Source organism: Parabacteroides sp. AF17-3 (assembly GCF_003635445.1).
GTDB classification, from domain to species: Bacteria; Bacteroidota; Bacteroidia; order Bacteroidales; family Tannerellaceae; genus Parabacteroides; species Parabacteroides goldsteinii.
On sequence record NZ_QTMM01000016.1, the window covers coordinates 137036 to 163941 of the forward strand.

General features: G+C 39.5%; 17 protein-coding genes. 16 read left to right on the top strand and 1 reads right to left on the bottom strand.

Annotated elements, in window-relative coordinates; all coding sequences use genetic code 11:
* Positions 1–16 precede the first annotated feature (16 nt).
* From DWW91_RS20550 to DWW91_RS20605, 12 genes are all read left to right on the top strand, one after another.
* The gene (locus tag DWW91_RS20550) at positions 17–2674 is read left to right on the top strand and encodes a glycosyltransferase (protein WP_122328795.1); all 2658 of its coding nucleotides are present in this window, start codon (positions 17–19) and stop codon (positions 2672–2674) included.
* 46 nt (positions 2675–2720) lie between these two features.
* Positions 2721–3911, top strand: a complete 1191-nt coding sequence (locus DWW91_RS20555) for a hypothetical protein (RefSeq protein WP_122328796.1) — start codon at positions 2721–2723, stop codon at positions 3909–3911.
* Entirely contained in the window at positions 3908–5422 is a 1515-nt protein-coding gene (locus DWW91_RS20560; RefSeq protein WP_122328797.1) for a glycosyltransferase family 2 protein, read from the top strand. The genes DWW91_RS20555 and DWW91_RS20560 overlap by 4 nt, the downstream gene beginning before the upstream one ends.
* 54 nt (positions 5423–5476) lie before the next feature.
* Positions 5477–5824: a LytTR family DNA-binding domain-containing protein gene (locus tag DWW91_RS20565; RefSeq protein ID WP_122328798.1), complete on the top strand. Its 348-nt coding sequence runs from the start codon at positions 5477–5479 to the stop codon at positions 5822–5824.
* Positions 5825–5972: 148 nt separating this feature from the next.
* On the top strand, positions 5973–6230 hold the full coding sequence (locus DWW91_RS27565; RefSeq protein WP_147426560.1) for a hypothetical protein: 258 nt from the start codon (positions 5973–5975) through the stop codon (positions 6228–6230).
* A 125-nt stretch (positions 6231–6355) separates the two neighbouring features.
* Entirely contained in the window at positions 6356–7456 is a 1101-nt protein-coding gene (locus DWW91_RS20575; protein WP_122328825.1) for a 6-bladed beta-propeller, read from the top strand.
* Positions 7457–7488: 32 nt separating this feature from the next.
* Positions 7489–9069 carry a vitamin K epoxide reductase family protein gene (locus tag DWW91_RS20580; protein ID WP_122328800.1) on the top strand — a complete coding sequence of 527 codons (1581 nt, stop codon included), beginning with the start codon at positions 7489–7491 and terminating at the stop codon, positions 9067–9069.
* 62 nt (positions 9070–9131) lie between these two features.
* Positions 9132–11327, top strand: a complete 2196-nt coding sequence (locus tag DWW91_RS20585; RefSeq protein ID WP_122328801.1) for a peptidase domain-containing ABC transporter — start codon at positions 9132–9134, stop codon at positions 11325–11327.
* 20 nt (positions 11328–11347) lie between these two features.
* Positions 11348–12295 (top strand): HlyD family efflux transporter periplasmic adaptor subunit, encoded by a 948-nt coding sequence (locus DWW91_RS20590; protein WP_370449602.1) that lies wholly within the window; start codon positions 11348–11350, stop codon positions 12293–12295.
* A gap of 150 nt (positions 12296–12445) precedes the next feature.
* Positions 12446–13681 (top strand): 6-bladed beta-propeller, encoded by a 1236-nt coding sequence (locus DWW91_RS20595; protein WP_122328802.1) that lies wholly within the window; start codon positions 12446–12448, stop codon positions 13679–13681.
* Positions 13682–13802: 121 nt separating this feature from the next.
* Positions 13803–17492 (top strand): phosphoribosylformylglycinamidine synthase, encoded by a 3690-nt coding sequence (purL, locus tag DWW91_RS20600; protein WP_122328803.1) that lies wholly within the window; start codon positions 13803–13805, stop codon positions 17490–17492.
* 164 nt (positions 17493–17656) lie between these two features.
* Entirely contained in the window at positions 17657–18421 is a 765-nt protein-coding gene (locus DWW91_RS20605; RefSeq protein ID WP_009859766.1) for a glycerophosphodiester phosphodiesterase family protein, read from the top strand.
* Positions 18422–18425: 4 nt separating this feature from the next.
* On the opposite strand, the gene DWW91_RS20610 is transcribed toward DWW91_RS20605, so the two are convergent.
* Positions 18426–18974 (bottom strand): RNA polymerase sigma-70 factor, encoded by a 549-nt coding sequence (locus tag DWW91_RS20610; RefSeq protein WP_009859765.1) that lies wholly within the window; start codon positions 18972–18974, stop codon positions 18426–18428.
* A gap of 148 nt (positions 18975–19122) precedes the next feature.
* On the opposite strand from DWW91_RS20610, the gene DWW91_RS20615 reads away from it, so the two are divergent.
* The 4 genes from DWW91_RS20615 to DWW91_RS20630 all read left to right on the top strand — a co-directional run bounded on the left by DWW91_RS20615 (position 19123) and on the right by DWW91_RS20630 (position 26902).
* Complete coding sequence (locus tag DWW91_RS20615) at positions 19123–20091, top strand: FecR family protein (protein WP_044215148.1); 969 nt, start codon at positions 19123–19125, stop codon at positions 20089–20091.
* A gap of 121 nt (positions 20092–20212) precedes the next feature.
* On the top strand, positions 20213–23653 hold the full coding sequence (locus DWW91_RS20620; RefSeq protein ID WP_046146234.1) for a TonB-dependent receptor: 3441 nt from the start codon (positions 20213–20215) through the stop codon (positions 23651–23653).
* Between the two features lie 32 nt (positions 23654–23685).
* A complete protein-coding gene (locus tag DWW91_RS20625) occupies positions 23686–25446 on the top strand; it encodes a RagB/SusD family nutrient uptake outer membrane protein (protein WP_122328804.1) in 1761 nt (586 codons plus the stop codon).
* A gap of 82 nt (positions 25447–25528) precedes the next feature.
* The gene (locus DWW91_RS20630) at positions 25529–26902 is read left to right on the top strand and encodes a Gfo/Idh/MocA family protein (protein ID WP_122328805.1); all 1374 of its coding nucleotides are present in this window, start codon (positions 25529–25531) and stop codon (positions 26900–26902) included.
* The last annotated feature ends 4 nt before the right edge of the window (positions 26903–26906 follow it).

Below are 26906 nucleotides of genomic sequence, written 5' to 3' on the forward strand. Positions count from 1 at the left end.
TGAAATTTAGAATTCTATGAATCGTGAACATCCATATCAATTATCCTGTATCGTCCCTATATATAATGTAGAGGAATATTTGGAAGAATGTCTGGAATCTTTATTAAAGACTCCACGGGTTAACATGGAAGTAATACTGGTAGACGATGGTTCTACAGATCTGTCCGGTGACATAGCTGATCGTTACGCTTTACGTGAACCTTTTATAAAAGTAATTCATCAATCTAATCAAGGATTGGCTGTTGCTCGTAATCGTGGTTTGGAGGTGGCAAATGGAGACTATGTCGTGTTTATCGATAGTGACGATTGGGTAGACCTGGAACAATTGAGTAAACTATATCAAAAAGCAGAAGAGGTGGCGGCAGATATGGTTTTGGGAACGGTTTTGTATGTGAATCCGGATGGAAATTTTTATTCTCCGTTTTTACCATTACCGGAATCCGTCACTAAGCAAGTGCTGTCTGGGAAGGATTGTTTTACGGAGTTGTTCCTGGCAAGTAAATTTGTGCCGATGGCTACTTCCTATTTGTATCGCCGTAGTTGGCTGGAAAATAACAATCTATACTTTGAGGATGTTCTCCATGAAGATGAATTGTGGAGTGTTGAGGCATTATGTTTGGCAGACCGGATTGTCTGTACGGAGTTCCCATTTTATTATTACAGGCAACGTACTGGTTCGATCATGAATACGCTGGATGCAGGGAAGAGACTGAACAACCTGCTGTATATTGCTAACCGATTACTTTGTTTTGCAGAACGTTTCGATGTGGCCGAGGAACGGATTATCTGGAGTTTACTTTATGCTAAATCTGCTCAATTATATAAATTAGCCTTTTGGCTATTGGATAAGAAACGTGATAGTCGTTTCCGGTTGGTTAGCCATTCTTTGTACCAAATCTATCATAAACATCGCCTGTTGGCAGCAGAAGTCCGTTCTCTTTGTCTGTCATGTTTTCGGACAGCTCACAAAAAATTGAAAAATTATCATTCCTGGCGTGTATCGGCAGAGGTGACCGGAGTTCCGAAGGTAATTCCAAATGAAGTAACGGTAATTCTTTTTCATAATCGTATGTGGGAAACTCCTTTGATATATCCCAAAGAGCAGGTTCCGGAAGGTGTATTGATAACTTCTGATCAAAAACATCTTGATCGGGCTGATGTAGTTGTATTTCATTTACCGACTTTGGATTTTGATTTGGAAGGAGATCTTGATAAGCCGGAGAAACAATGCTGGGTGGGGTGGACGTTAGAATGTGAAGAGAATTATCCTTTTATAAAAAGTACGGAGTTTATGGGATTGTTCGATTACTGGATGTCTTACCATCAGGGAGCGGATATAGTATACCCCTATTATGAAAAAGATTATCCGGTTCGTCTGCAACAGGCAGTTCTCCAATCGTTTGAATCGCTTGATGATGTTTGTATGATGGTTTCAAGTCCGTTTAATCAGAGTGGAAGGCAGGAATATTTGAAAGAGTTGATGCAGAAAATACAGATTGATTCGTATGGGAAACTGTTTAATAACTGTCGGTTGGAGAATGATAACGGGTATTCTTCTAAAATGGCTTTGTATGGTCATTATAAATTCGTAATAGCTTTTGAAAATTCTTGTGCAGAAGATTATGTGACAGAAAAATTCTTTGACCCGCTTTTGGTGGGAGCTGTTCCTATTTATTTGGGAGCACCTAATATTGATGAATTGGCACCTGGAGACAACTGCTATGTGGATGTGCGTAAGTATAAGACTGCAGATGCACTGGCTGTTCATTTAAAGGCTTGTTGCGAAAATCCGAATTTGTATGCTCAATATCATCAGTGGCGTAAAGAACCGCTACGCTCTTCCTTTATAAAAAAAGCGGCATTACAAGAAATACATCCATTTATCCGGTTATGTCATTTGGTAAAAAGCGAACAAAAATGTTTTACTTTTCAAAAAAAGCTTGAAGGGCAGTTGTTCTTCTGTAGCTTTGGTGATTCCCGTTACGCTGCAAGTCGTGAAAGGCTGCAGGAACAAGTAGAAGAATTTAATTTATTTGATTCTATTCATCTTTATAATGAATATGATTTACCGACTTCGTTCCGAGATGATTTTCAGGAATATTTAAGTGCAGATATCCGTGGATTTGGTTATTGGGTCTGGAAACCGTTTATTATACTGGACACATTAGCCAAGATGGATGATGGGGATGTTTTGCTTTATGTGGATATGGGAAGTCACTTGAATAGCCGGGGTAAAGAGAAATTATTAGATTATTGGAAGGAAGTCAAAGAAAATGAAAGTGGGTTCTTGGTTTCACAGTTAGAGCCAGTAAGGAAAGAATGTTTTTGGACGAAGGGAGATTTATTGGATTATTTTCGGATACGTGGAAAAGAAGAGATGTATTCGCCACAATATCAGTCCGGTGTTATTTTTATCCGTAAAGAGCCGAAAACAGTCGCTTTGGTTAGAGCATGGCTAGATATGTATTATGAAAACTTTTATTTAGTGGATGATACGCCTTCGCTATCTCCAAATGAAGTGGGATTTGTAGAGAATCGCCATGACCAAAGTGTTTTATCACTTTTGCTTAAACGGCATGGCACATCGGTTATACCTCTGGAAGAGGTTGATAGGCCTAGCTGGAATTTATTCTCCAGGTTTTATCCAGTATTGATAAAAAGAGATTTGAATTAATAAACTAAAATTGAGCAACATGAGGCAAACAATACTTTATATAGGTATGAGTGAAGAGCTGGATATTTGGTCGAAAGAACTGGCTAATTATTTGGTAAAGCAATTATTACCCCATTATTATGTGGATTTAGTAGGAGACTTATTTGATAGACAAGTCGCTTGTGTTAAACCGTTTTATGATTTGGTCATTGTTCAAAATGCCCGTTGTTGGGTTCGTTATAAAATGATATTGGATCGTTTGTCGAAATGTCCGGTGTTGTTTGTTTCTGATACGGGGAATTTGAATAGTTATATTGCCCCGCGTAAAAATCTCTTCGGTGTAATCAATTTGGGTAAAAGTTTGTTAACTGCTTGGGGAATACCGGAGGAATTACAACTTCGTTTGGATTATCCTGTAGAAAAGGTGGGGAATTATTATATCTATGAAGAACAGATATCCGTTTATCGAGTTGTTTATTGTCCGACAGGTCGAAGCCTTATTGAAAATGATTTGAAACTGCTCAATTATTTACAAAAATCGAATGTTTCATTGACAATTGTGACGGACCGATATGAACAATTGAAAAAAGCGTTTTCTTCCTTTGTCACTCTTGTATCGCGGCATGCTTTACTTCCTGCAATAAAAAAGGCCCATTTAGTTGTTGCTTCCGGTTATGATGTAATTCGTGCTTTAGCTTTTTGTAAACCTTGTATCGTGCTGGGAGATTATGGGTTAGGCGGTTTGGTGACTCTTGCTAATTTTGCACATCTACAATCCGTTTATTTCAGAGGTCGTAATGGAGGTTGTTTTGGTGAAATGGTTCCAACTGTACTGCTTGAAGAGGAAATGCGGAGAATTTTTGATGTGAATCAGAGAGAATCGTCTTTGGAAATCCAAAAGCGGATATTGAGTGCTTATGATAAGAAAGATTTTGATAAAAGCTTTTTACAGTATATAGAACAGACTATAAGTTTGTTTAAATCGATGAAAAGCCGGAATAAGCGATTTTTATTAAGACCTCGTTTATCCTCTTTGTTCGTTTTGAAAGAATCGGAGGGAAAACAATATCTTATGCGAGGGCAAACTTGTTTCTTTGAATTAGAGGCAGAAATGCTTGATTTATTGAAATTATGTGATGGAACAGTCTCTGTGCATGAATTAGCCGAACGATATGGATATAATCAAGAAGAAACAGAGATACTTTGGTTGAATTTATATGATTTGTGGAAAGAGAAACTAATACTTTTTATGCTATGAAACAGTTGCCTGACTTTGATTTGAGTATCGTAATACCATTGTGCGAGCAAATAGAAACGTTTACATGTACTTTGCCATTGAAGGTTAAATGCTTTGAACGTAACGGTATAGAGGTCGTGCTTGTTATCGATAAACGAGCTGAATGCAAGATACTGGATTGCATTCAGAAATATCCTTTTGTCAATTGGAAAGTTATATCCGGTGCTGAAAATGAAACATCACTAAACTTGGTGCAAGCGTTTAATGTCGGTATACGACAGGCGACTAAACAATACATCTTATTAATAGAGCCGGAATCGGAATTTTATACAGATGTTATCTGCGATTTACGCGAAAAACTGGATGTCTATCCGGAACATTATGCTATCGGACAAAGCTTGTTTTTGGATAGCCGGGAAGAAATAGACGAGCAGTTAATGGAGCAATACCGTGATAATTTACTATCTTACGGATGTACCATGGTAAAGAAAGAGTTTCTGGAGATGGTTGGTGGATATGACGAAAGATTTGTAAATCGTGAAGAAAGCGAAGAAAATCTATGTCGCCGTTTGGAACTGTCCGGAATTCGAAGATTATTTTTGCCTGGAGCCGTTTTGGTAAGAAGAGGAGATTATCTGGTACATAAAGAATGGCTGAATACTCTTTCTGAAAAAATGCTGCCTGAAGTATTATTACCTGTAGAAATCAATGCTAAAAATAAAGATAGCAAAAGTAATCTGGAGATGGTTATATATGACTGGCAAGAACATCGTTATGCCAGGCTGCAGTGTAAAGATTACCTTTCCAAATTGAAACAGTTTGAGATATCATCAGATAACATATTTGATCTGTCTTATCCTTTGATCGCTTTAATTCCCACATATAACGAATCTAAACGCATAACTGATTGCCTCCGCAATGTGGAGAAATATTGTGATGGCATCATTTTGTTAGATGATGACAGTACGGATGATACTTTTCAAATCTCTCATTCAGATAAACTATTGGTCAAGGCAAAAAAGGTTCGTACAGAATTTAATGATAAACAAAATCGAAATATTCTATTGGATATAGCTTCTTTTTTTAAAGCTGAATGGTTTATTTTTATTGATGCTGACGAACTGTTTTATGATCGTTTTATGGATTTGAGGAATGTGATGAAAAAATCGGAAATAGATACTATAGGGATTTGGATTGCTAACTTGTGGGATAGTATGGAGACATATCGTACGGATATGCAGGATACGAATTCATATTCAAAGGATGGCTTATGGGTTAGGTGGAGAATGTTTAGAAATAAAGGCCGGATGCAAATAATACACCAAAGGAAGCTTCACTTTCCTTCTGTTCCCTATGTTCAAAAAACATATGTTAGTAAAACTCTGATGTTGCATACAGGGTACATCAATTCTTCTTGTAGAAATGGGAAACGTATCTTTTACGAAAAAGAAAATGATTCGTATGTGGCTTTATATTATCAGCAAGAAACAGGAAAGGAAAAATTGAGAGATATTAATGAAATAGAACTCTGATAATGTGTTTTGGAGTAATATGACATTGTCGAACAGTAAAAATATGGTAGAATAATGGAAATACTTATATTAAAGGAAAACTCGTTTGTTTGTTCTCATAAAGGTGGCTTAGTCACTTTTTCTTATGAAGATTTGGTAAGTATAGAATGTGAAAAACCTTTGATTAGGCTAAGACTGAATGAAATGACTATTTCGATCAAAACGACTCTATGTAATATTGAAAATCATTTGGATGTATTTTTTGTGCGTGTTAATCGTCAGGTTATTGTGAATATGAAATATGCTATTCAAATAATATCTAATCCCAAAGAAGATCGGATTCAATTAAAGAATGGTTTAGAGTATAAAATTAGTGAACGCAAAAAGAGGAATGTCCGTTTATCTTTTTTGCAGTATGTATGATACTGAAATTGAATCAATATTTGCGTTCGGCATTAAAGATGTGTACGTTCGGCATTTTTTTGTAGGGAAGCTACTAATAGTAATTATAGATTGTTTATATTTACTCTATATTAGATTTAAAAATATACTAATTAAAAAGATTGAAGCCATGAAAAGATTAAAAAAGACAACACTGGAGACAGGTGTAAAAGTATTGGACGATTTAGAAATGAAATCAGTAACTGGTGGATATGATGTTACTCATTTTGGTAAGTATTACTATTGTTATTGTAGAAATAATGCAGCAAAACCTCCATATAGAGCAAGTTGGTCAGGTTGGTATTTGAATAATGCTTCAGCTGAAGAATCTCTTGCTCAAAAATGTGTAAGTGGAGGTACTTGTTACATATCTGGATCTGGATATTGATAAATTTTATACTGATTTTACTATTTAATGTCAAGATGTAAATAATATAATTTTATAGAGTAGAGTATTAGTAAATAATTATATAAACTAATACTCTATTTTGTTTGCTATTAATATTTGTTAGTATGAAGCAGTTGAGTTTGTTTTTATCTGTGGTAGTGGTATTTTGTTCGTTAAGTTATGATAAAGTGCCAAAGATTGATTTGACTACACATGTGCCTAAAAATATGGCGCAAATAAGTAAATTATTTCGTAAGGTAAGGTATCTCCCTTTGGAAACAACAGATGATTGTTTGCTTTCTTTTATCCATGTTCAAAAGATACAAGATTATATACTAGCATGGGATTACAATAGTTGCTGTTTGTTTAGTGCAAAAAATGGCAAGTTTATACGAAAGATAGGACATAAAGGTGACGACCCGGAAGCTGTTTTTTCATTTTACAACAATTTTTATAATCCATACGATAAGTTACTCTATTTTTTTGGGGTAAATGGTGTTTTGCACAAATACGGATTGAATGGTGAATATATTGGAAAAATACAAGTTCCTTTATCTATTAGTGATACTCCTCGGATAATATCGGCGTTAGATTCAACAACTCTATGTGCTTTTTTTCCGAATCGAAATGGAAGAGAAAGAAAAAGAATACTTTTATTAGATAACAACGGTAATGCTAAAAAAGAATATCCCAATCACCATCTTGTGGATACAAAAATCCATGTCGTAGATACAAATGACGGATATATGTATCGATATAAAGAAAATCTCTATTTTAAAGAGAAGTATATTGATACTGTATATCAGGTTGATAGAAACCGGTTGAAAGTGCAGTATATATTGAATATTACTCCGTATTCTGTTCCTTATAAAGAACGTTATAATAGATTTAGAGAAGCAATAACAACTCTTTTTATATATGAAAATGAAGCAAATATAGTTTTTGATTATGATACGAAAGGAGTATTGCAATTGTGTATTTATGATAAACAGACAGAGGAGAGCTCTTACTATTTATATGAAAAAGGGTTAATAGATGATATCAATGGATTTATGCCTGTTCAAATATCTACTACTTGTGATGACGGAACTTGTTTAGGAGTTTTGAATGCGTCGGATATTTGTGATTATATAGAGAAAAATGGAATACCGACAAATCCAAATCTTAATTTTACAAAAACAATATCATCGGATGATAATCCTGTAGTTGTATTTATGGAAAACTAAAATTTTTATTATCAGTTTAAGATCTATCTATTATGATGCATATTGAAAATAACATATTTACAATGTTTGTTAAAATGTTAGGGGTGAAGCATACAAGTTATTTTTCTAATAAATATTTTGAAGAACACCCCTATAAGAATAGTTTGTATGGATTATCCAAAATGCTTAATGACTATAGAATAGAAAATATGTCTTTAAAGTTTGATCAAAAGAATAATGATCAATTATTAGATTTGCCTATCCCATTCATAGCTCATACGTATGATGATTTTATTTTAATATACAAAATGACTAATACTACAGTTTGTTTCTATTGGAATGGTAAAGATATTTCAATACCAATAGATGAATTCTATAGAATATGGACTGGTGTTGTGTTAGTCGCTGAGGCTGATGATAACATTTCAATAGAACCTAATTATCATAAACATTATAAAAAGATGATTTATGAGAACATACAAAAGGTTCTATTGATACTTTTGGTATTGCTATTGTTTATTGTTATTTATTTGAAAAATAATTTATATCAAAACTTTGCGTTAAATATTTTTCTGCTATTAAATTTAACTGGTTTCTGGGTTAGTAATTTATTACTGACAAAGCAAATATATCGACATAGCCACTATGGAGACAGAATATGTAGTTTATTTAAACAGTCAGATTGTAATAATATATTAGATACAAATGCTGCAAAAATGTGGGGAACAAATATTACTTGGAGTGAAATAGGGTTAGGTTATTTTTTTTCTAATATTGTTATATCTATATTTGTTCCAATGCTACTTCCTTATGTGTATTTTATAAATATATTGATCTTACCATATTCTTTTTGGAGTGTATGGTATCAAAAAATTAAAATAAATCAATGGTGTTTGCTGTGCTTGATAGTACAAGTTGTAATATGGTTAGTATTCTTGTCTAATATATTTTTTAATAATATATCTCTTCCTGTCTTATCTCTATATTCACTTGTATTAGTTGCTAGTCTATATTTGATACCTTTATTTTTGATTAATCGTTTATCTTACTTCTTGGAAAATGATATTGAGTTTAAACAAACTTTACAGGCACTGAATAGTCTGAAGGTAAAAGATGATGTGTTCTATGCATTGTTGAAGAAGAGTGATAAGTATTATGTAGATAAAAATACTTCTCATATTGTATGGGGGAATTTGTCTTCAAAAATTCAGATTACAATATTAACTAATCCCTACTGTAGTCCTTGTGCCAAAGTACATGAACAAATTAGAGATCTATTAAATAATACAGACTCTAATAATTTTTTTGTACAATATATTTTTTCTTCATTTACTGATGAACTGAAAGATACGAATAGATTTCTAATATCTGCATATCAAAATAATGATATAGATCGAGTCTCTGATATTTACAATGAGTGGTATAAAGGAGGTAATAGGATGAAAGAGAAATTTTTTGATAAATATGGAGTTGTAATCGATGATAAATCTCTAAAAGAATATGAAAATCACGAAAGATGGATTCGGGAGATGGGTTTAAATGTGACTCCAACAATATTAATAAATGGCTATAAACTGCCTAATGAATATGATATATTGGATTTAAAGTGCTTTTTGCACATGGATCTTGATTAAGATTTATGCCATATAATATATTTGTTGTTAATACTGGTCTAATCTATTTAATATATTGATAAATGCTAAATCAATTCCCTTTTTATAGTCAATTAGATTCTTTTGATTGTGGACCGACTTGTCTTAGAATGATTGCAAAATATTATGGTTGTAATTATTCTTTGCAATATCTTCGTGAAGCCACTTTTATAACTCGTACGGGGGTATCTATGCTTGGAATTAGTGATGCGGCTGAGGCTATTGGCTTTCGAACAATTGGGGCTAGAATAACTATTGATCAACTGCGTGATCAAGTCCCATTGCCCTGTATTTTGCATTGGAACCAACGTCACTTTGTTGTTTGTTATAAAATAAAGAATGGGAAATATTATATTGCAGATCCGGCAAGTAAAAAGTTGGTTTATAGTGAAGCGGAATTTGAACGGTGTTGGTTTAGTACACAAGTAGAAGGAAAGGATACCGGTACTGCTCTGTTGTTGGAACCTGGAGTAGATTTTCTGGATCGTAAAGAGAGTGAAATGATAGAAAAGAATAATATGTTATTTTTTTTTAGATATTTAACTCCTTATAAGAGAGAGTTACTTCAATTGGTTTTAGGCATGTTGACTGGTAGTCTTTTGCAGTTGATTATGCCCTTTTTGACTCAAGCTTTGGTTGATTCTGGTATTCGGGATGGAAATCTGAATTATATAACCCTTATATTGATTGCTCAGGTTGTTATATTTGTAGCTCAACTTTCTGTTGATTTTATACGTAATTGGGTTGTTTTACATATGAACTCTCGGATTAATATAGCTTTGATCTCTGATTTTTTAGCAAAACTCATGCGCTTACCCCTTCATTTTTTCGATACGAAGATGGTGGGCGATATTATGCAACGTATCGGTGATCATAACCGTATTGAGTCATTTATGACGGGAACTTCTATTAGTACGTTGTTTTCTTTTGTGAATTTCATCATTTTCGGTTTTGTACTGGCTTATTATGATTTAACTATATTAGCGTTGTTCCTGCTGGGTAATGGCTTATATGTTACCTGGATTCTGCTGTTTATGAGATATAGGAGAGAATTGGATATAAAACGATTTGCGCAGGCGGCAAGTGAGCAGAGTAATTTGTTTCAACTAATCACCGGTATGCAAGAAATCAAACTGAATAACTGTGAGACGGAAAAACGTTGGGAATGGGAACGTATTCAGGTAAAGTTATTTAAAATCAGTATTAAGGGGTTAGCTTTAGGACAGTATCAACAACTTGGATCAGTGTTTTTTAACCAAACGACCAATATCCTGATCTCCTTTATTGCCGCTCGAGCAGTTGTTTCAGGTGAGATGACGTTGGGTATGATGATGTCGCTAACTTATATCGTAGGACAGTTGACTTCACCGATTGAACAGTTTATCGGCTTTGCACGTTCATTTCAAGATGCAAAGATTAGTTTGGAGCGTTTGGGGGAGATTCATCAACGAGAAGACGAGGAACAAACCTTAGCTCTGAAAGTAAATGTTTTACCGGAAAACCGGACCTTATATATTGAGGATTTGAGTTTCAGCTATGATGGGGCAGACCGGGATTATGTTTTGGATCATATCAATCTGAGGATTCCACAACATAAAGTGACGGCGGTTGTCGGAGCAAGCGGAAGTGGTAAGACAACACTGATTAAGCTGTTACTAGGTTTTTATGATCCTAATAAAGGGAGTATTAAAATAGGTGACTTATCTTTGAAAAATATCAACCCGCATGTCTGGCGTGCTCATACCGGATGTGTGATGCAGGATGGTTTTATCTTTTCGGATACGATCGCTAAGAATATTGCTGTTGGTGTGGAAGTAATTGATAAGGAACGGCTGTTGCATGCTGTGACAGTTGCTAATATCAGGGACTTTATTGATTCGTTGCCGTTGGGGTATAATACAAAGATTGGTATGGAGGGAAACGGGGTGAGTCAGGGACAGCGACAACGAATCCTGATCGCCCGGGCTGTGTATAAAAATCCTGAGTTTATCTTTTTTGATGAAGCAACAAATGCGTTAGATGCGAATAATGAACGGGAGATTATGGAGCATCTTCATCTGTTTTATAAAGGTAAGACAGTGATTGTTGTGGCACATCGGTTAAGTACGGTGCGGGATGCGGATAATATCGTGGTGCTTGATAAAGGACGGGTTGTTGAAGAAGGGACACATGAAGAGTTGACTGCACGGCGGGGCGTTTATTATAAACTGGTGAAGAATCAGTTAGAACTTGGGAATTGAAAATAAAAAATTAAAGAGAGTTGAGTAAGGAGAATAAGGAAATAGAATTACGCAGTGAAGAAGTACAAGAGGTGATGGGACAAATCCCTGCCTGGATTGTACGGTGGGGGATTACAATATTGTTTATTGTGGTACTGGCACTTCTTGTGGGCAGTTATTTTTTTACTTATCCGGATATAGTGGAGACGGAGATGACACTGACAAGCCGTGAACCTGTAGTGGAGGTGGTTGCACGCTCGTCAGGGAAGATAAGTGAGCTGTATGTATCGAATGGTCAGGAAGTAAAATCCGGTGCTCCACTGGCTGTTATTGAAAATACAGCAAAGACGGATGATGTGTTTCGTTTGAAAAAATTGTTGGCGCGTTATAAAGAAGAACCGGAACGGTTGAATTATTATTTGTTACAGGATATGTGGCTGTTGGGTGATATTCAGTCGGCTTATATGAGTTTGGCATCGAAAGATATTTCAGCTCGCGATTACCGGGCTTCGGTAGGCCAGTTACTGGCGTCAATCCATAGTTGGGAGATGGCTTATTGTCTGATGGCTCCGGCGGAAGGTAAGGTGCAGCTACTTTTACAGGAGGCTCCGAACCAGTATCTTTCATCTGGAAATATTTTTGCCCGTATTGTGCCAAAAGAAGGTGAAAGTTGGATGGGGCGGGCATTGTTGCCGTTACAACGTTCGGGAAAAGTGAAGGTTGGACAGCGGGTAATCGTGCGGTTTACGAATTTTCCGGATCAGGAGTTCGGTATTGTAAATGGTCGTTTGTCATCGGTATCATTAGTTCCTTCGGAAGATAATTATATGATAGAGATTGTTTTCCCTGACGGATTGATTACCAATTATGGAAAAAGCCTGCCTGTTTTTTATGAAATGAAAGCGACAGCTGAAATAGTAACTGATGATTCACGTTTAATAGAACGCTTCTTCCAACCACTGAGAAAGATTTTGAAAGAAGGGTTTTAAATATTAAATGTAAAGAGTTTACAAGAAGATGATTTATAGTTATATGTAATATCATTTTAATTGTTATTTTTATGGAACATTACTTGCGTTTTAGAGAAATAAGTCTTTACTTGTATTAGTATACTTATGTGATTAGAAAATATATAGATAATGAAGTTTAATATGAATGTTTTCTTTTTGTTGTTAAGTTTGATTTTGTTTTCTTGTGCAGAAGATCATGTTTCAAACTCTGAAATTGAGATTATTCCTTTGGCTACATGCGTAAATAAAGGAGAGTATCAAGTGGAGAAGTTAAGCGATTATGCGAAGTCACTCCATTATATACCTTTGGAAACTACTGATCAAACATTGCTGGGAGGTGTTTATGAAAAGAACTCTTATTTTGGGAATGGTTTCTTTTATTTACGATCAAATAATGAAATCTATAAATTTTCTGATTCCGGTAAATTTATCTCAAAGATTGGAACAATAGGTAATGGTCCTGGAGAGTATGTATATCTTAAAGACGTAGATATTGATTTTCTAAATAATAAAATTTATTTGAAAAATCATGATGTAGAATTGTTAGAGTATACTGCTGATGGTGGTTTTCTTCGTAGTATACCAATCAAGCAAAATTTGCTTGGAAAAGGATATTTTGCTTGGCTATTTAAATTCTTATCTCCGAATTTGTTCTTTTTTGAATTGACATCTCCAGTCGATAATCAATATATAGCGATGTTTAGTGATGATTCTTTTGACCAAATGTCTTTTTTGAAAGCTCGTAATCCGATAATTGGGATAGATGGTGTGAGAACGGTTATGACAGATTCGGAAATTTATAAGTCACCGACAGATTTTTATTATTATAAAACAAGAACAGATACTATCTATCGAATAAATATCGATTCTTTAGATCTGGAACCTAAGTATGTGTTTGATTATGGAGAATATAAAATGTCGATTGATGATAATATTCTGCTTGCTCAAAAATGGAAATATATAAAATTATTGAATATGAAAGACTCTGGTCGACATATATTTATGTATTTTGATTTTAATAATTATGCTCCGGAGCCATTTACTATCAAAGTCAATTATTGGGGAGAAGAGAAGGAAGTTACAATGACTATGGTATGTGGTATTTATGATAAAGAAATAAAGGAGTTTAAGTTGTTAAAACAACCAATCTCCAAACAGTTAGGATTATTGAATGATCTGGATGGTGGTGTAACCTTTTGGCCAGGTTTTATCTCTTCTGATGGGAAGAGTATGTTTATGGTGTGTCCGGCTGAGACATTTATAGCAACTTATAGTGGAAAAGAGAACCTAAGCGATGAAGTGAAAAACATATTGAGCCAGATTGATGAAGAAAGTAATCCGGTAATCATAAGGGCTGATTTTTAATAAAGACATGTTTGATAGAACACATTGGCACATTATTAAAATGTAATGAGTAATATTCTTATCTGCTACATATTTACTATCTTTGCAGTCTGTTATTGGAATATCTTAATAAATCGACGATATGATTCTATTCTTTCAATCTCCAACAAAGACGGTGCTGGCTGTTGAGGCGGCACATGCTTTCTCTCCTGAAGATGTTCAAAAGCTCGTTTGGTTGTTTAGTGAAGCCGCTCCACTCCAATCCGAAACATTGGATGGATGGTATGTTGGTCCGCGCCGGGAAATGATTACCCCGTGGAGTACCAATGCTGTGGAAATCACTCAGAACATGGGCTTGAGCGGTATCTCACGTATCGAAGAATACTTCCCAGTTTCTTCCGGTGAAGCTGATCACGACCCGATGTTGCAACGTATCTACAACGGCCTGAACCAGGATATCTTCACAATCAGTAAACAACCGGATCCGATTGTTTATATCGAGGATATTGCAGCTTACAACAAAAAAGAAGGATTGGCTTTGAGTGACGAAGAGGTTTCCTACCTCAATGAAGTAAGCCAGAAGCTGGAACGTAAGCTGACCGACAGCGAAGTGTACGGTTTTGCACAGGTAAACTCGGAACACTGCCGTCATAAAATCTTCGGCGGTACATTCGTTATCGACGGAGAAGAGAAAGAAAGTTCTCTTTTCAATCTGATTAAGAAAACTTCGGCAGAAAACCCGAACAAGTTGGTTTCTGCCTACAAAGATAATGTGGCTTTCAACGAAGGGCCGATGATCGAACAGTTTGCTCCGGCAAGCGGTGACAAACCTGACTTTTATGAGGTAAAAGAAATCAAATCGGTTATCTCGCTGAAAGCTGAAACACACAACTTCCCGACAACGGTTGAACCGTTCAACGGGGCAGCAACCGGATCCGGTGGTGAGATCCGTGACCGTCTGGGCGGAGGTAAGTCTTCTTTGCCTATTGCCGGTACAGCCGTTTACATGACTGCTTATCCGCGTACGGAAGGTGCCCGTGAATGGGAAAAGGTGCTTGATCCGCGTCCCTGGTTGTATCAGACGCCGGAACAAATTCTGATCAAGGCCTCAAACGGTGCTTCCGATTTTGGAAACAAGTTCGGTCAGCCGCTGATCTGCGGTTCGGTGCTGACTTTCGAGCATGAAGAAAACAATAAAAAATATGCTTACGATAAGGTAATCATGTTGGCCGGTGGTGTCGGTTACGCTAATATGCGTGATGCGCTAAAGGGTGATCCGCAGCCCGGCGAAAAGGTGGTGTTGCTGGGTGGTGACAACTATCGTATCGGTATGGGCGGTGGTGCTGTTTCTTCTGTAAACACGGGGCAGTACACCAGCGGTATCGAACTGAATGCCGTGCAGCGTGCTAATCCGGAAATGCAGAAACGTGTATCGAATGTGATTCGTGCCATTGCCGAATCGGATAATAACCCGGTTGTTTCTATCCATGACCATGGTGCAGGCGGTCACCTGAACTGTCTGTCGGAATTGGTGGAAGCTACAGGCGGACATATCGATATGAGCCAGTTGCCTGTCGGTGACCCGACGCTTTCTGCTAAAGAAATCGTAGGTAACGAAAGCCAGGAACGTATGGGCTTGCTGATGAAAGAAGAAGATGTGGCCCGCGTAAGACGTATCGCTGACCGTGAACGTTCTCCGATGTATGTGGTTGGTGAAACGACTAACGATATGAAATTTGTATTCGAGCAGGCTGACGGTGTGAAGCCTATCGATATCAAGTTGGAATATATGTTCGGTAAACCGCCCAGAACGATCATGAAGGATCATACGGTGGAAGAAACATATGCTCCGGTCGTTTACAAAGAATCGGAACTGCATCATTATCTGGAAAACGTACTTCAGCTGGAAGCTGTGGCATGTAAGGACTGGTTGACCAATAAGGTGGACCGTTCCGTAACAGGTAAGATCGCCCGTCAGCAGTGTCAGGGTGAATTGCAGTTGCCGTTGAGTGACCTGGGTGCCGTAGCATTGGATTACCGTGGAAAAGCTGGTATCGCTACTTCTATCGGTCATGCTCCGCAGGTGGCAATGGTTGATCCGGCTGCCGGTTCTGTTATGGCTATTGCCGAATCGTTGACGAACATCGTCTTTGCTCCGTTGGCAGATAAGCTGACAGGTGTTTCTTTGAGTGCCAACTGGATGTGGCCGTGCCGCAACGAAGGGGAAGATGCTCGTCTGTACACCGCTGTTCAGGCCGCTTCCGATTTTGCTTGCGAACTGGGTATCAATATCCCGACAGGTAAAGACTCTTTGTCGATGACACAGAAATATGGCGACGATAAGGTGATTGCTCCGGGTACGGTAATTATTTCTGCCGGTGCTGAGGTAAGCGATATCCGTAAGATTGTTTCTCCGGTATTGGCTCACGAAAAGAACTCTTACATATATTATATAGACTTCTCGTTCGATACGATGAAGCTGGGCGGTTCCGCTTTTGCACAGACTTTGAACAAGTTGGGTGATGAAGTGCCGACTGTAAAGGACAGCGAATATTTCGCTGATGCTTTCAATGCAGTTCAGGATGCTATCGAAAAGGGCCTGATCCTTGCCGGACACGATATTTCTGCCGGTGGTATGATCACAACCTTGCTTGAAATGTGCTTCGCAAACGTAGAAGGCGGTCTGGAAGTCAATCTGGATAAGCTGTCTGAAACAGACATTGTGAAGATCCTGTTTGCTGAAAATCCGGGTATCCTGGTTCAGGTGAAAGACAAGAAGGCTTTCGAGAAATTGATGGAAGAAGCTGGTGTTGGTTGTGCAGTCATTGCCAAACCGACCGACGAACGTCATATCCTGGTGGAAAAAGAAGGTGTTCAGTATCATTTCGGTATCGACTATATGCGTGACGTATGGTACGAATCGTCTTACAAGCTGGATATCAAGCAGAGCGGTAGCGTATGCGCAGGCAACCGTTTCGAAAACTATAAGATGCAGCCGCTGGAATTCAAATACAGCAAGAACTTTACCGGTAAGCTCGCCGATTATGGCCTGACTCCTGACCGTAAGGGAAAGAGCGGAATCTGTGCAGCCGTTATCCGTGAAAAGGGTTGCCAGTGCGAACGTGAAACATCTTACGCATTGTATCTGGCCGGTTTCGATGTGAAAGACGTTCACATGACCGACCTGGCTTCGGGACGCGAAACACTGGAAGATGTGAATATGATCGTGTTCTGTGGTGGTTTCTCCAACTCTGACGTGTTGGGTTCAGCCAAGGGATGGGCCGGTGGTTTCTTATATAATGAAAAGGCTAAGAAAGCATTGGATAACTTCTATGCACGTCCTGACACACTAAGTCTGGGTATCTGTAACGGTTGCCAGTTGATGGCAGAGCTGGGAGTGGTTTATCCGGAACATGAAAAGAAACATAAGATGTTGCATAACGATTCTCACAAGTTGGAATCAAACTTCATCTCTGTGGAAATTCCGAAGAATCATTCAGTCATGTTCGGTCCGATGAGCGGTCAGAAGCTGGGTATCTGGATCACGCACGGAGAAGGAAAATTCTGGTTCCCGTACGAAGAGAAGGAATATCATATCGCACTTAAATATAACTATGAAGGTTATCCTGCCAACCCGAACGGTTCGCCCTGGTCGGTTGCCGGTGTTTGCTCGCATGACGGACGCCACCTGGCTATGATGCCTCACCTGGAACGTGCCTTGTTCCCGTGGCAGTGCGGTCATTATCCTGCCGATCGTAAGGGTGACGAAGTGACTCCGTGGATCGAAGGTTTCGTAAATGCACGCAAGTGGATTGAAGAAAACAAGAAGTAACAGATAAATCTAATGATATTGAAAGGTGCATCTTAAGAGTGAATAACTCTTTCGGTGCACTTTTTTATGGTTGAAGTTTTTAGAATCCAATCAGATTCAGTAAGTTTACACCTTCGTTATACAATGTTGTTTGCTACGGATTCTAATACATAATATTCGATAAGATGAAGAAAAGATCAATGTTTACTATGCTGCTTGTCCTGTTCTTATGTGCAAGTAGCGTTTATTCCCAGACAAAAGTGATTGCCCACCGTGGGTATTGGGATTGTGAAGGTTCTGCTCAGAACTCGGTTACGGCTTTGAACAAGGCTCATGAGGTTGGAGCGTATGGCTCTGAATTCGATGTGTCTATAACGGCTGATGGCATTCCGGTTGTTAATCATGATGACAGTATTCAGGGTTTTTGTATAGAAACTTCTCTCTATGAACAACTGAAAGACCTGAAGTTGAAAAACGGAGAAACGTTACCGACTTTGGAAGAATACCTGATACAGGGAAAGAAAAATCAGGGAACTCAGCTTATTCTTGAAATCAAACCTCATAAACGAGTCGTGAATGAAGATAAAGCGGTTGCAACTATTCTTTATCTGGTGCAGAAATACCAGATGGAAGACCAGGTGGAATACATCTCTTTCAGTATGAATATTTGTAAGGAGTTGATCCGCCGTGCCCCGAGTGCCCAGGTTTCTTATCTTCGTGGAGAAGTTTCACCGGCAGACCTGAAGGTATTAGGTTTTTCCGGCCTGGATTATCATTATAAAGTTTTTGACAAACATCCCGAATGGATTCAGGAAGCCAAAGATGCCGGCCTGACTATCAATGTGTGGACGGTGGACGATCCGGCTGTAATGGAATCGTTCGTTGCAAAGAATGTCGATTTTATCACTACGGATAAACCGGTGCAACTGAAGGAGATAATAGGGAAATAACCCGTTATGCTGCAAGGAATAATTGCAGGAAGTAAATATTCTTTTTCAGATATTTCAACGCTTCATTGATGTGTCTTTCCACTGTCTTTGGGGTAATATCGAGTCTTTCGGCAATTTCTTTATAGCTAAGTTGTTCATGGCGGCTCAGGTAAAAGACCTCCTTTTGCCTGGGCGGCAATTCGTTTACCAGCCGTTCAATATAAATCCGCAGATCTTTTGCATGCAATTCCTCTTCTATATCATAAGCCTTGTCGTAAGCCGCAAGGATAGACATTTTATAGAAAGTTTCGTTGAAATTTTTCTTTGAATTGCTGAAAATCATATTCCGGGTGATGATGAACAGTAATCCTTCCAGATTTTCATTTTCATTTACATAACTGCGTATATCCCATAATTTGATAAATACTTCCTGTACTACTTCCTCGGTGGTAGAATCGTTTGTGTAATAGAGTCTGCAAAACTTGTAGACTTTATCGCAATACTTGTGATACAAAGAAGTAAAGGCCTCCTCGCTACCGTTTTTTAATGCCAGTATTAGTGTTTGATTATCCAATTTAGCTTCTTTATTGATTATTGCAAAGATAGAAAAGAATTGAAGAATAGCAAAAGTCTCTTTGAGAGAGAGTCGGTTTTGTTAAAATAAAAAAAGTTTGATATTCTTCTGGGGGATAACTCTGAATTTGGAGTATTTAGTGTTAGATATGAAGGAAATGAAAGAAGAAGATATTATAAAAAAGGCCCTGGCAGGCGGACTGACTGATAAGGAAAAAGAATTTCTGGCCGGTCGGGAACCTGTTTTACGCCATTTGAAAGAACAGTGGAATGAACCGGGAGATTCGTTTCTTAGTCCTGTGGCTAAAGAGCGGGTGCTGGGCCGGGTTATGCGGAAGATACATCCTTATAATACCCGTCGGGACTATTGGATGAAATATGCGGTAGCGGCCTCTCTGGCTCTGCTTATTTCGGTTGGCTCCTGGTTGATAGGACAAAGCGGGACAAAAGAGAAAACTATTTATGTGGTAAGTGCCGGCCGGCAGTCGATGGAGTCGTTCTATCTGCCGGATGGTAGCCATGTGTCGTTGAATGCCGGCGGAAGATTAACTTATCCGGAGTCGTTTGACGGAGAAAGACGGGAAGTCTCTTTGTCCGGGCAGGCTTTTTTTGAGGTACACCATGATCCGGAACACCCTTTCATTGTGAAAACAAAAAGTATGGATATAAAGGCATTGGGGACTGCTTTCGAAGTCTTTTGTGTTGACTCCCTTTCTTATGCGGAAATGATTCTGGCAGAGGGGGCGGTCGAAGTAAGCACAAAGAAAGAGCGGGAGAAAGGTGATGTCTTACTGGTTAAGCCTGATGAAAAACTGGCTTATGTGATGGGCGGAAAAGCCGAAATCATGCAAGTAAATGCCGATCAGTATTCATCCTGGCGCAGGGAAGGGAGGCCAAATTTCAAAAATGAAAAGTTGGGAATGATCCTTCCCCGTCTGGAAAGCTGGTATGGCATAAGTATAAAATGTCCGTCTGAACTGGCCGGTAAATATAGTTTTACCTTTTCTATTCATGATGAATCGTTGGAACTTTTGCTGGATATCATATCCAAGAGTTCTCCGGTTGCTTATCGTAAAAAAGGAGACAGCTTTGTCTTGTATGAGAAAGTTAATAAATAATTATGTTAAACTTAAATCAGGGATATATGAAAAACAAACAAACCGGATAATGAGAGACAGTAGGAATACTGGCTGATAAAGAGAAAGAAAAAACGCATATTTATTTTATCTAATTATTAATATGAACAAACGAGTTATTTTGTTGAAAGATGTGTTCTGTAAACAATTCAAAAAACAGATCACACAATTGTTTCTGGTAGGTGCGATAGGCCTGGTTCCTATTTCGGCTTTTGCACAAGTCTATCAAATTACCATGAAGAAAAGTAACGCACCTCTGTCGTCTGTGATTGCAGAAATAGAGAAAGAGAGCGGCTATACTTTCTTTTATAATGATGACCAGATTAATCTGGGTAAGAAGGTTTCAATCGATGTTACCGATGCTTCTCTGGATGTAGTATTGAACCATATGTTCAAGAATACAGGATACGTTTACCGTATTGTAAATAATCAGATCGTGGTTTCAAAATCATCTGAAGGGGGGATTGCACGTACATCGTCAGTGAATACGACTCAGCAGCAGAAAAGTGTTACGATCAAAGGTGTCGTGAAAGATGCGCATGGCGAGCCTGTTATCGGGGCCAGCGTGGTGGAAGCCGGTACGACAAACGGAACTGTAACCGATTTTGATGGTAATTTTGTCCTGACACTGTCAGGAAGAGATAAGCACGTGCTTATCTCTTATATTGGCTATACAACAAAAAATATTACATTGAAAGATGGTCAGACTTCGGTTAATGTTATTTTAGAAGAAGATTCTGAATTACTGGATGAAGTAGTGGTTGTAGGTTATGGTACACAAAAGAAAGTGAACCTGACCGGCTCGGTAGCTGCGATCAGTTCTGAAGAAATCAAAGACCGTGTACAGACAAATGTGTTGGCCGCTGTCCAGGGTACGGTTCCCGGTGTAACGGTTATTTCCCGTCCGGGTTCGACACCTTCAATCAATTTCCGTGGTCGCGGTAACCTGGGTACTTCTTCTCCCTTATATGTGATCGATGGTGCGATTGCTGATGCCGACTTGTTTTCAAACCTGGATCCGAACAGTATTGAGACTATCTCTTTCCTGAAAGATGCCTCTTCTTCTGCAATTTACGGTTCACGTGCCGCTTATGGTGTAGTATTGGTTACAACTAAACGCGGTCAGAAAGAAAAGATGAATGTTTCTTACAGCGGCTATGTCGGAATGAAGATGCCGACTTATCTGCCGGACGTACTCGATTCATGGGATTATGCGACCTTGTTGAACGAAGCATTCTATAATCGTGATGCAAGCAATGGTAAAAATGCCGCTTATTCGGAAGATGAGATCAAGTGGTTCCGGGACGGTTCGAAACCGGATTATTATCCGAATACGAAATGGGCGGACCTGGTGCTCGATAATCCGGTGGTTACCACACAGCATTCGTTGAATTTTAGCGGTGGTAGCGATAAAGTACGTTTCTTCTCCGGATTGGGGTATCTGTATGATGATAAGTTCATGCCGGGACAAAGCTCACAGCGTTATAATCTGGATATCAATGTGGCTGCCGATGTAACAAAATGGCTGACATTGAAATCGGGCGTGAAGTTTATCCGTAGTACTAATAAAACGGAACATGGAGTTGCTTCGATCGGAAATTTCCTGATGGTACCTTCTACGATGGTTGCGCAGCAGTCGAACGGTGAATGGGGGTCCATTGCCGGAGGAAAGGCGGCTACCCAGTCGTTTATGAACGGTAACCCGTTGCGTGCCCTGAGCAAGAATAATTGGTCGGACGGTAAGACCGATAATACAATGATCGATCTGGGATTCGATCTTAAACCTGTTAAAGGCTTGGTGATCTCCGGACAAGGTGCATTCAAAGGATGGGAAAGTAAATCAAGAGGGTATACCGCTTTGCAGGATAATGTAAAGAATTTTGAAACAGGTGCTGAAATCCCTGGAACCGGTGTGTATACAAATGAAATGAATATGTTCTGGCAGAGTGAAAACCGGACCATGTATACATTGACAGCCCGCTACGACTGGTCGAATAAAGTACATAATATCGGTATACTGGCCGGTACCTCGTACGAACATTATAAATATGAACGTCTTTATGCAAAATGGAAAGATTTTGTAACGGATGATCTGGAAGATATGACGACCGGTGGAGAGATCAGCAAAGATCAACCGGACCAGAATTCGTATGGTACGCCGCTGAGAGAATATAAGATCCTTTCTTATTTCGGTCGTTTGAATTATAGCCTGCTGGATCGTTATCTGTTTGAAGCCAACCTGCGTGCGGATGCTTCCTCCCGTTTCCATAAAGATAACCGTTGGGGGATCTTCCCGTCTTTCTCTGCCGGATGGCGTATCAACCAGGAGGACTTCATGCAACAGATCGATTGGATCAATAACCTGAAAGTCCGTGCTTCATGGGGTACGTTGGGTAATATTAATAACGTAGGTAATTACGATTATTTCCAGCTGTATAATAATGGTGCAGATTATAACTTCGATAATGAAGCGGTAAAGGGAGTATTGGAATCGAAACCGGCAAACGAGAAATTAGGTTGGGAAACGGTTGCCTTGACCGATATAGGTGTCGACTTCGATATCTTCAACGGACTACTGAGTTTAACTGCTGATTACTATGTGAAGAATACCAGTGATATCTTACTGAGTTACAATGTACCGTTAGAAACGGGTATCTGGTCTAACCCTTCGCAAAATATAGCCAAGGTGCGTAACAGTGGTTTTGAGTTGGCTTTGACGCATCGCAAATCGTTCGGTGATTTCTCTTATATGGTAAGTGCCAATATTGCAACCAACCATAATGAGATCAAAGACATGGGTGAATCTGATGATATTATCCAGAATGGAGGTGACAAGATACGTTATATCCTGCGTGAAGGCGAGTCGATCGGTTCTTTCTTCGGATTGAAAACAGACGGGTTGTATACACAGGAGGAGATCGATGCCGGTCATTATTATACTTACGGTCGTAAACCGAAAGCCGGTGATATCAAGTATGTTCCGCAACGCGAGAATGTAGAATGGGGTAGTGCCATTAACGGAGAAGATCGTACGATTATCGGTAAAGATGTGCCTGACTTTACATATGGTATTAATTTGAATCTGCAATATAAAGACTTCGAGCTTTCTATTTTTGGACAAGGTGTATCCGGAACAATGGCTGGTTTTGAATCTGAACAGGTTTCTGCTTTTATGTTGAACTCAAACCCGCGTAAGTTCCATCTGGGACGCTGGACGGAGGAGAATCCGAATCCGCGTGCTGTTTATCCCCGTATTTATGGCGGACACAGTCTGGATGATTATAATCAGTATTTCTCAGATTACCAATTGTTTGATGCAGACTATTTCCGTATCAAGACTATTTCTCTGGGCTATCGTGTTCCGTCTAATCTCATTTCCAAATGGGGAATGTCTTCTTTGAAATTTTTCCTGACCGGTGAAAACCTGTTTACATTGCGTGCCGATCATGTGATGAAAGATTTCGATCCTGAAGCCTCTTCCGGACGTGGTATCGGTTCGTTAGGAACCAAGTCGGTTGCTTTCGGCGTGAACGTATCTTTTTAATCGATTCAATAATTTAAAATTAAGTAAGAGTAATGGTAAATCTAAATATAAAGAAATGGGCAGTGTTTGGCTTGATAACTGCCTCTTTTACAGCTTGTGATTTGGACGTGATTCCGCCATCCGATATATCGGCAGAAAGTTTCTGGACATCGGAGAAAGATGCATGGTACGGTTTGAATGCTTGTTATGCACAAGGTAACGGTTTTGATATCTGGGATGAGATGTGTACGGATAATGCCCATAGCCATAAACCCTGGGAAGGCCCGTACGAATCTATCCAGCAAAGTGAACTGAGTACGGCGGAAGACCGTGGATATAATTTCAGTACGGTTCGTATTGTAAACAACTTCCTGGAGAAGGTGGATAACTGTGAAATGGATGAAACCCTGAAAGAAAGGATGAAGGCGGAAGCTCGTTTTTTCCGTGCCCAGGCTTATCTGGATCTGACAACTAAATTCGGAAAAGTGCCGGTCGTAACAACGGTGATGGAATATGATGCTCCGAACGTTCCGCGTGACCCGGTCGATAAAGTGCAGTCTTTTATCCTGGATGAACTGGCTGCTATCGCTGCTGTCCTGCCGGACAAATACAACGGTGGTTATACAGAGGAAACCGGGCGTATCACACGTGCCGCCGCTTTGGCTTTGCGTGCACGTGCCGCACTGTATTTCGGTAATTACACGGAGGCCGAGGCTTCGGCTAACACCATTATTAAAGAGGGACACCATTCATTGTTCCGTGTGACGTCTTTGAATGAAGCACAGCGAAAAGAAGCGGAAGAATTAGGTCAGTTCATTGATTTTGAAGTAAAGGGTATCGATAAGGACAAATTTGCAAAAGGACTGTTCAGCTATGAAGCGCTTTGGCATCATGACAATGCTTCTCCTTCCAATCCTGAGTATATCCAGACCCGCGAATACATGAATGACGATAATAACAATGACTGGGCGCGTTATACGTATATCCGTCCCAGCCAGATGGGATCAGGATACTCTTCATTCGAACCGATGCAGGACCTGGTGGATGCCTATTGGGATATTGATGGCAAGACAGTCCGTTCGTTGATCCCGATGGAAACTCGTAAAACAAATTTCGAGGTGATTAATGCTGAGGTGGATGGCCTGGACCAGGCAGCCTATATAGCAAAGGTTCCGACTATGGATCTTACAAAATTTGCTTATATGCAGGAGTTCCGTAACCGTGACAGCCGTTTGTATGCTTCTATCCAGTTCCCGTTCAAGGGTTGGCACGAAACTGACTTTAAAGGCGGCACGTTCTATTACAGATGGGATCCGACTAAAGCCGGACTGGACGGAAATGAGTCATGGAGCGGATATAGCTATCGTAAAATGGTGGCATTGAGTCCATATAACGATTATAACAGTTCTGATGATTATCCTGTCATTCGTTATGCCGAAGTGTTACTCACTTTCGCTGAAGCCCGTATTGTCAATTCTGGTTGGGATGGTGAAGTGCAGGCTGCATTGAATGATCTGCGTGACCGTTGCGGAATGCCGAATGTGCCGGCTACCATGCCTTCAAAAGATGCAGCTTTGGAATTTGTACGTAATGAACGCCGTATAGAACTGGCCGGCGAAGGACATCGTTATGATGATATCCGCCGTTATGGTTCGGCCTATGGGCAGAAGTCTATGAATGGAATTACATATGCTCCGAACGGATATAAACTGATCGAAAAGAAATGGAACGACCGTATCCTTCTGATGCCTATACCTCAAAATGCAATGGACTTGAACCCGCTTCTGAAAGACGATCAGAATCCAGGGTATTAATTAACCTTAGTTCCGGGCCATCCGGTATGAAGGATGGCCCGCTTTTCTTAACTTATTCGCACTTTATATATTTAAAATACTTATGAGAAGAATTGTTTATTCATTGTTTTTACTGGCTGTATTAGCCGGTTTTACCTGTAATCAGTCGGTGGCGCAGGTTAAAATGATTCCGACACCAGCTCCAGAACGTCCTGCCGGGCAGGTAGATGTTTTGAACTTGTCTTGCGATCCTATCCCGACAGTACGTATTGCGTATATCGGTCTGGGTATGCGTGGAAGCGGAGCCGTTTATCGTTCTACTTTCTTGGAAGGGGTAGAGGTGAAAGCTCTTTCTGACCTGAATAGTGATTACGTGAAAAGTGCGCAAAAAACGTTGACGGATAAAAAACTACCCGCTGCCGATGAATATACCGGTTCGGAAGACTGGAAAAAGATCTGTGAACGGGATGACATCGACCTGGTTTATATTTGCACAGACTGGTTGAAACATACTCCTATGGCTGTTTATGCGATGGAGCATGGCAAACATGTGGCTGTAGAAGTTCCTGCTGCCATGTCGATCGATGAATGCTGGCAGTTGGTTAATACGGCAGAAAAGACTCGTAAGCACTGTATGATGCTTGAAAACTGTTGTTATGACTTCTTTGAAATGGCTACCTTGAATATGGCTCAACAGGGTGTATTCGGTGAGGTGATCCATGGGGAGGGGGCTTACATCCATGACTTGCGTTCATTGAATTTCTATCCGAGTGAAAAGGGCGGTTATCAGGGAATGTGGCGTTTGAAATATAACGAGGAACATACCGGAAATCCGTATCCGACCCATGGATTGGGGCCGATCTGTCAGATTATGAATATTCACAGAGGGGATAAAATGAATTATCTGGTATCCATGTCCACTAAACAGGTCGGGATGACTGAATATGCCAAAGAAACTTTCGGAGCCGATTCGAAAGAAGCCAAACAGACCTATAAAGTAGGTGACATGAATACCACATTGATTCAGACGGAGAAAGGAAAGACTATTCTGATTCAGCATGATGTAACCAGTCCGCGTCCGTACGACCGCCATCATGTTGTTAGCGGAACGAAAGGTTTTGCCCAGAAATATCCCGTAGAAGGTATTGCGCTGGAGCCTGAAGCACACGAATTCCTGAGTAAGGTGCAAATGGATTCTATCATGGCTTTGTATGAACATCCGATAACTAAAGAGGTCGGAGAAAAAGCCCGGAAAGTAGGAGGCCATGGCGGTATGGACTTTATTATGGATTATCGCCTTATTTACTGTCTGCGTAACGGTTTGCCGCTGGATCAGGATGTATATGATGCAGCCGAATGGTCCTGCCTGACCGAACTGACGGAAACATCCGTGAAGAATGGAGGCGCCCCGGTCGAAATCCCGGACTTTACCCGTGGTGCATGGGATAAGCTGAAAGGGTTACGGTTCGCTGAATAGTTAC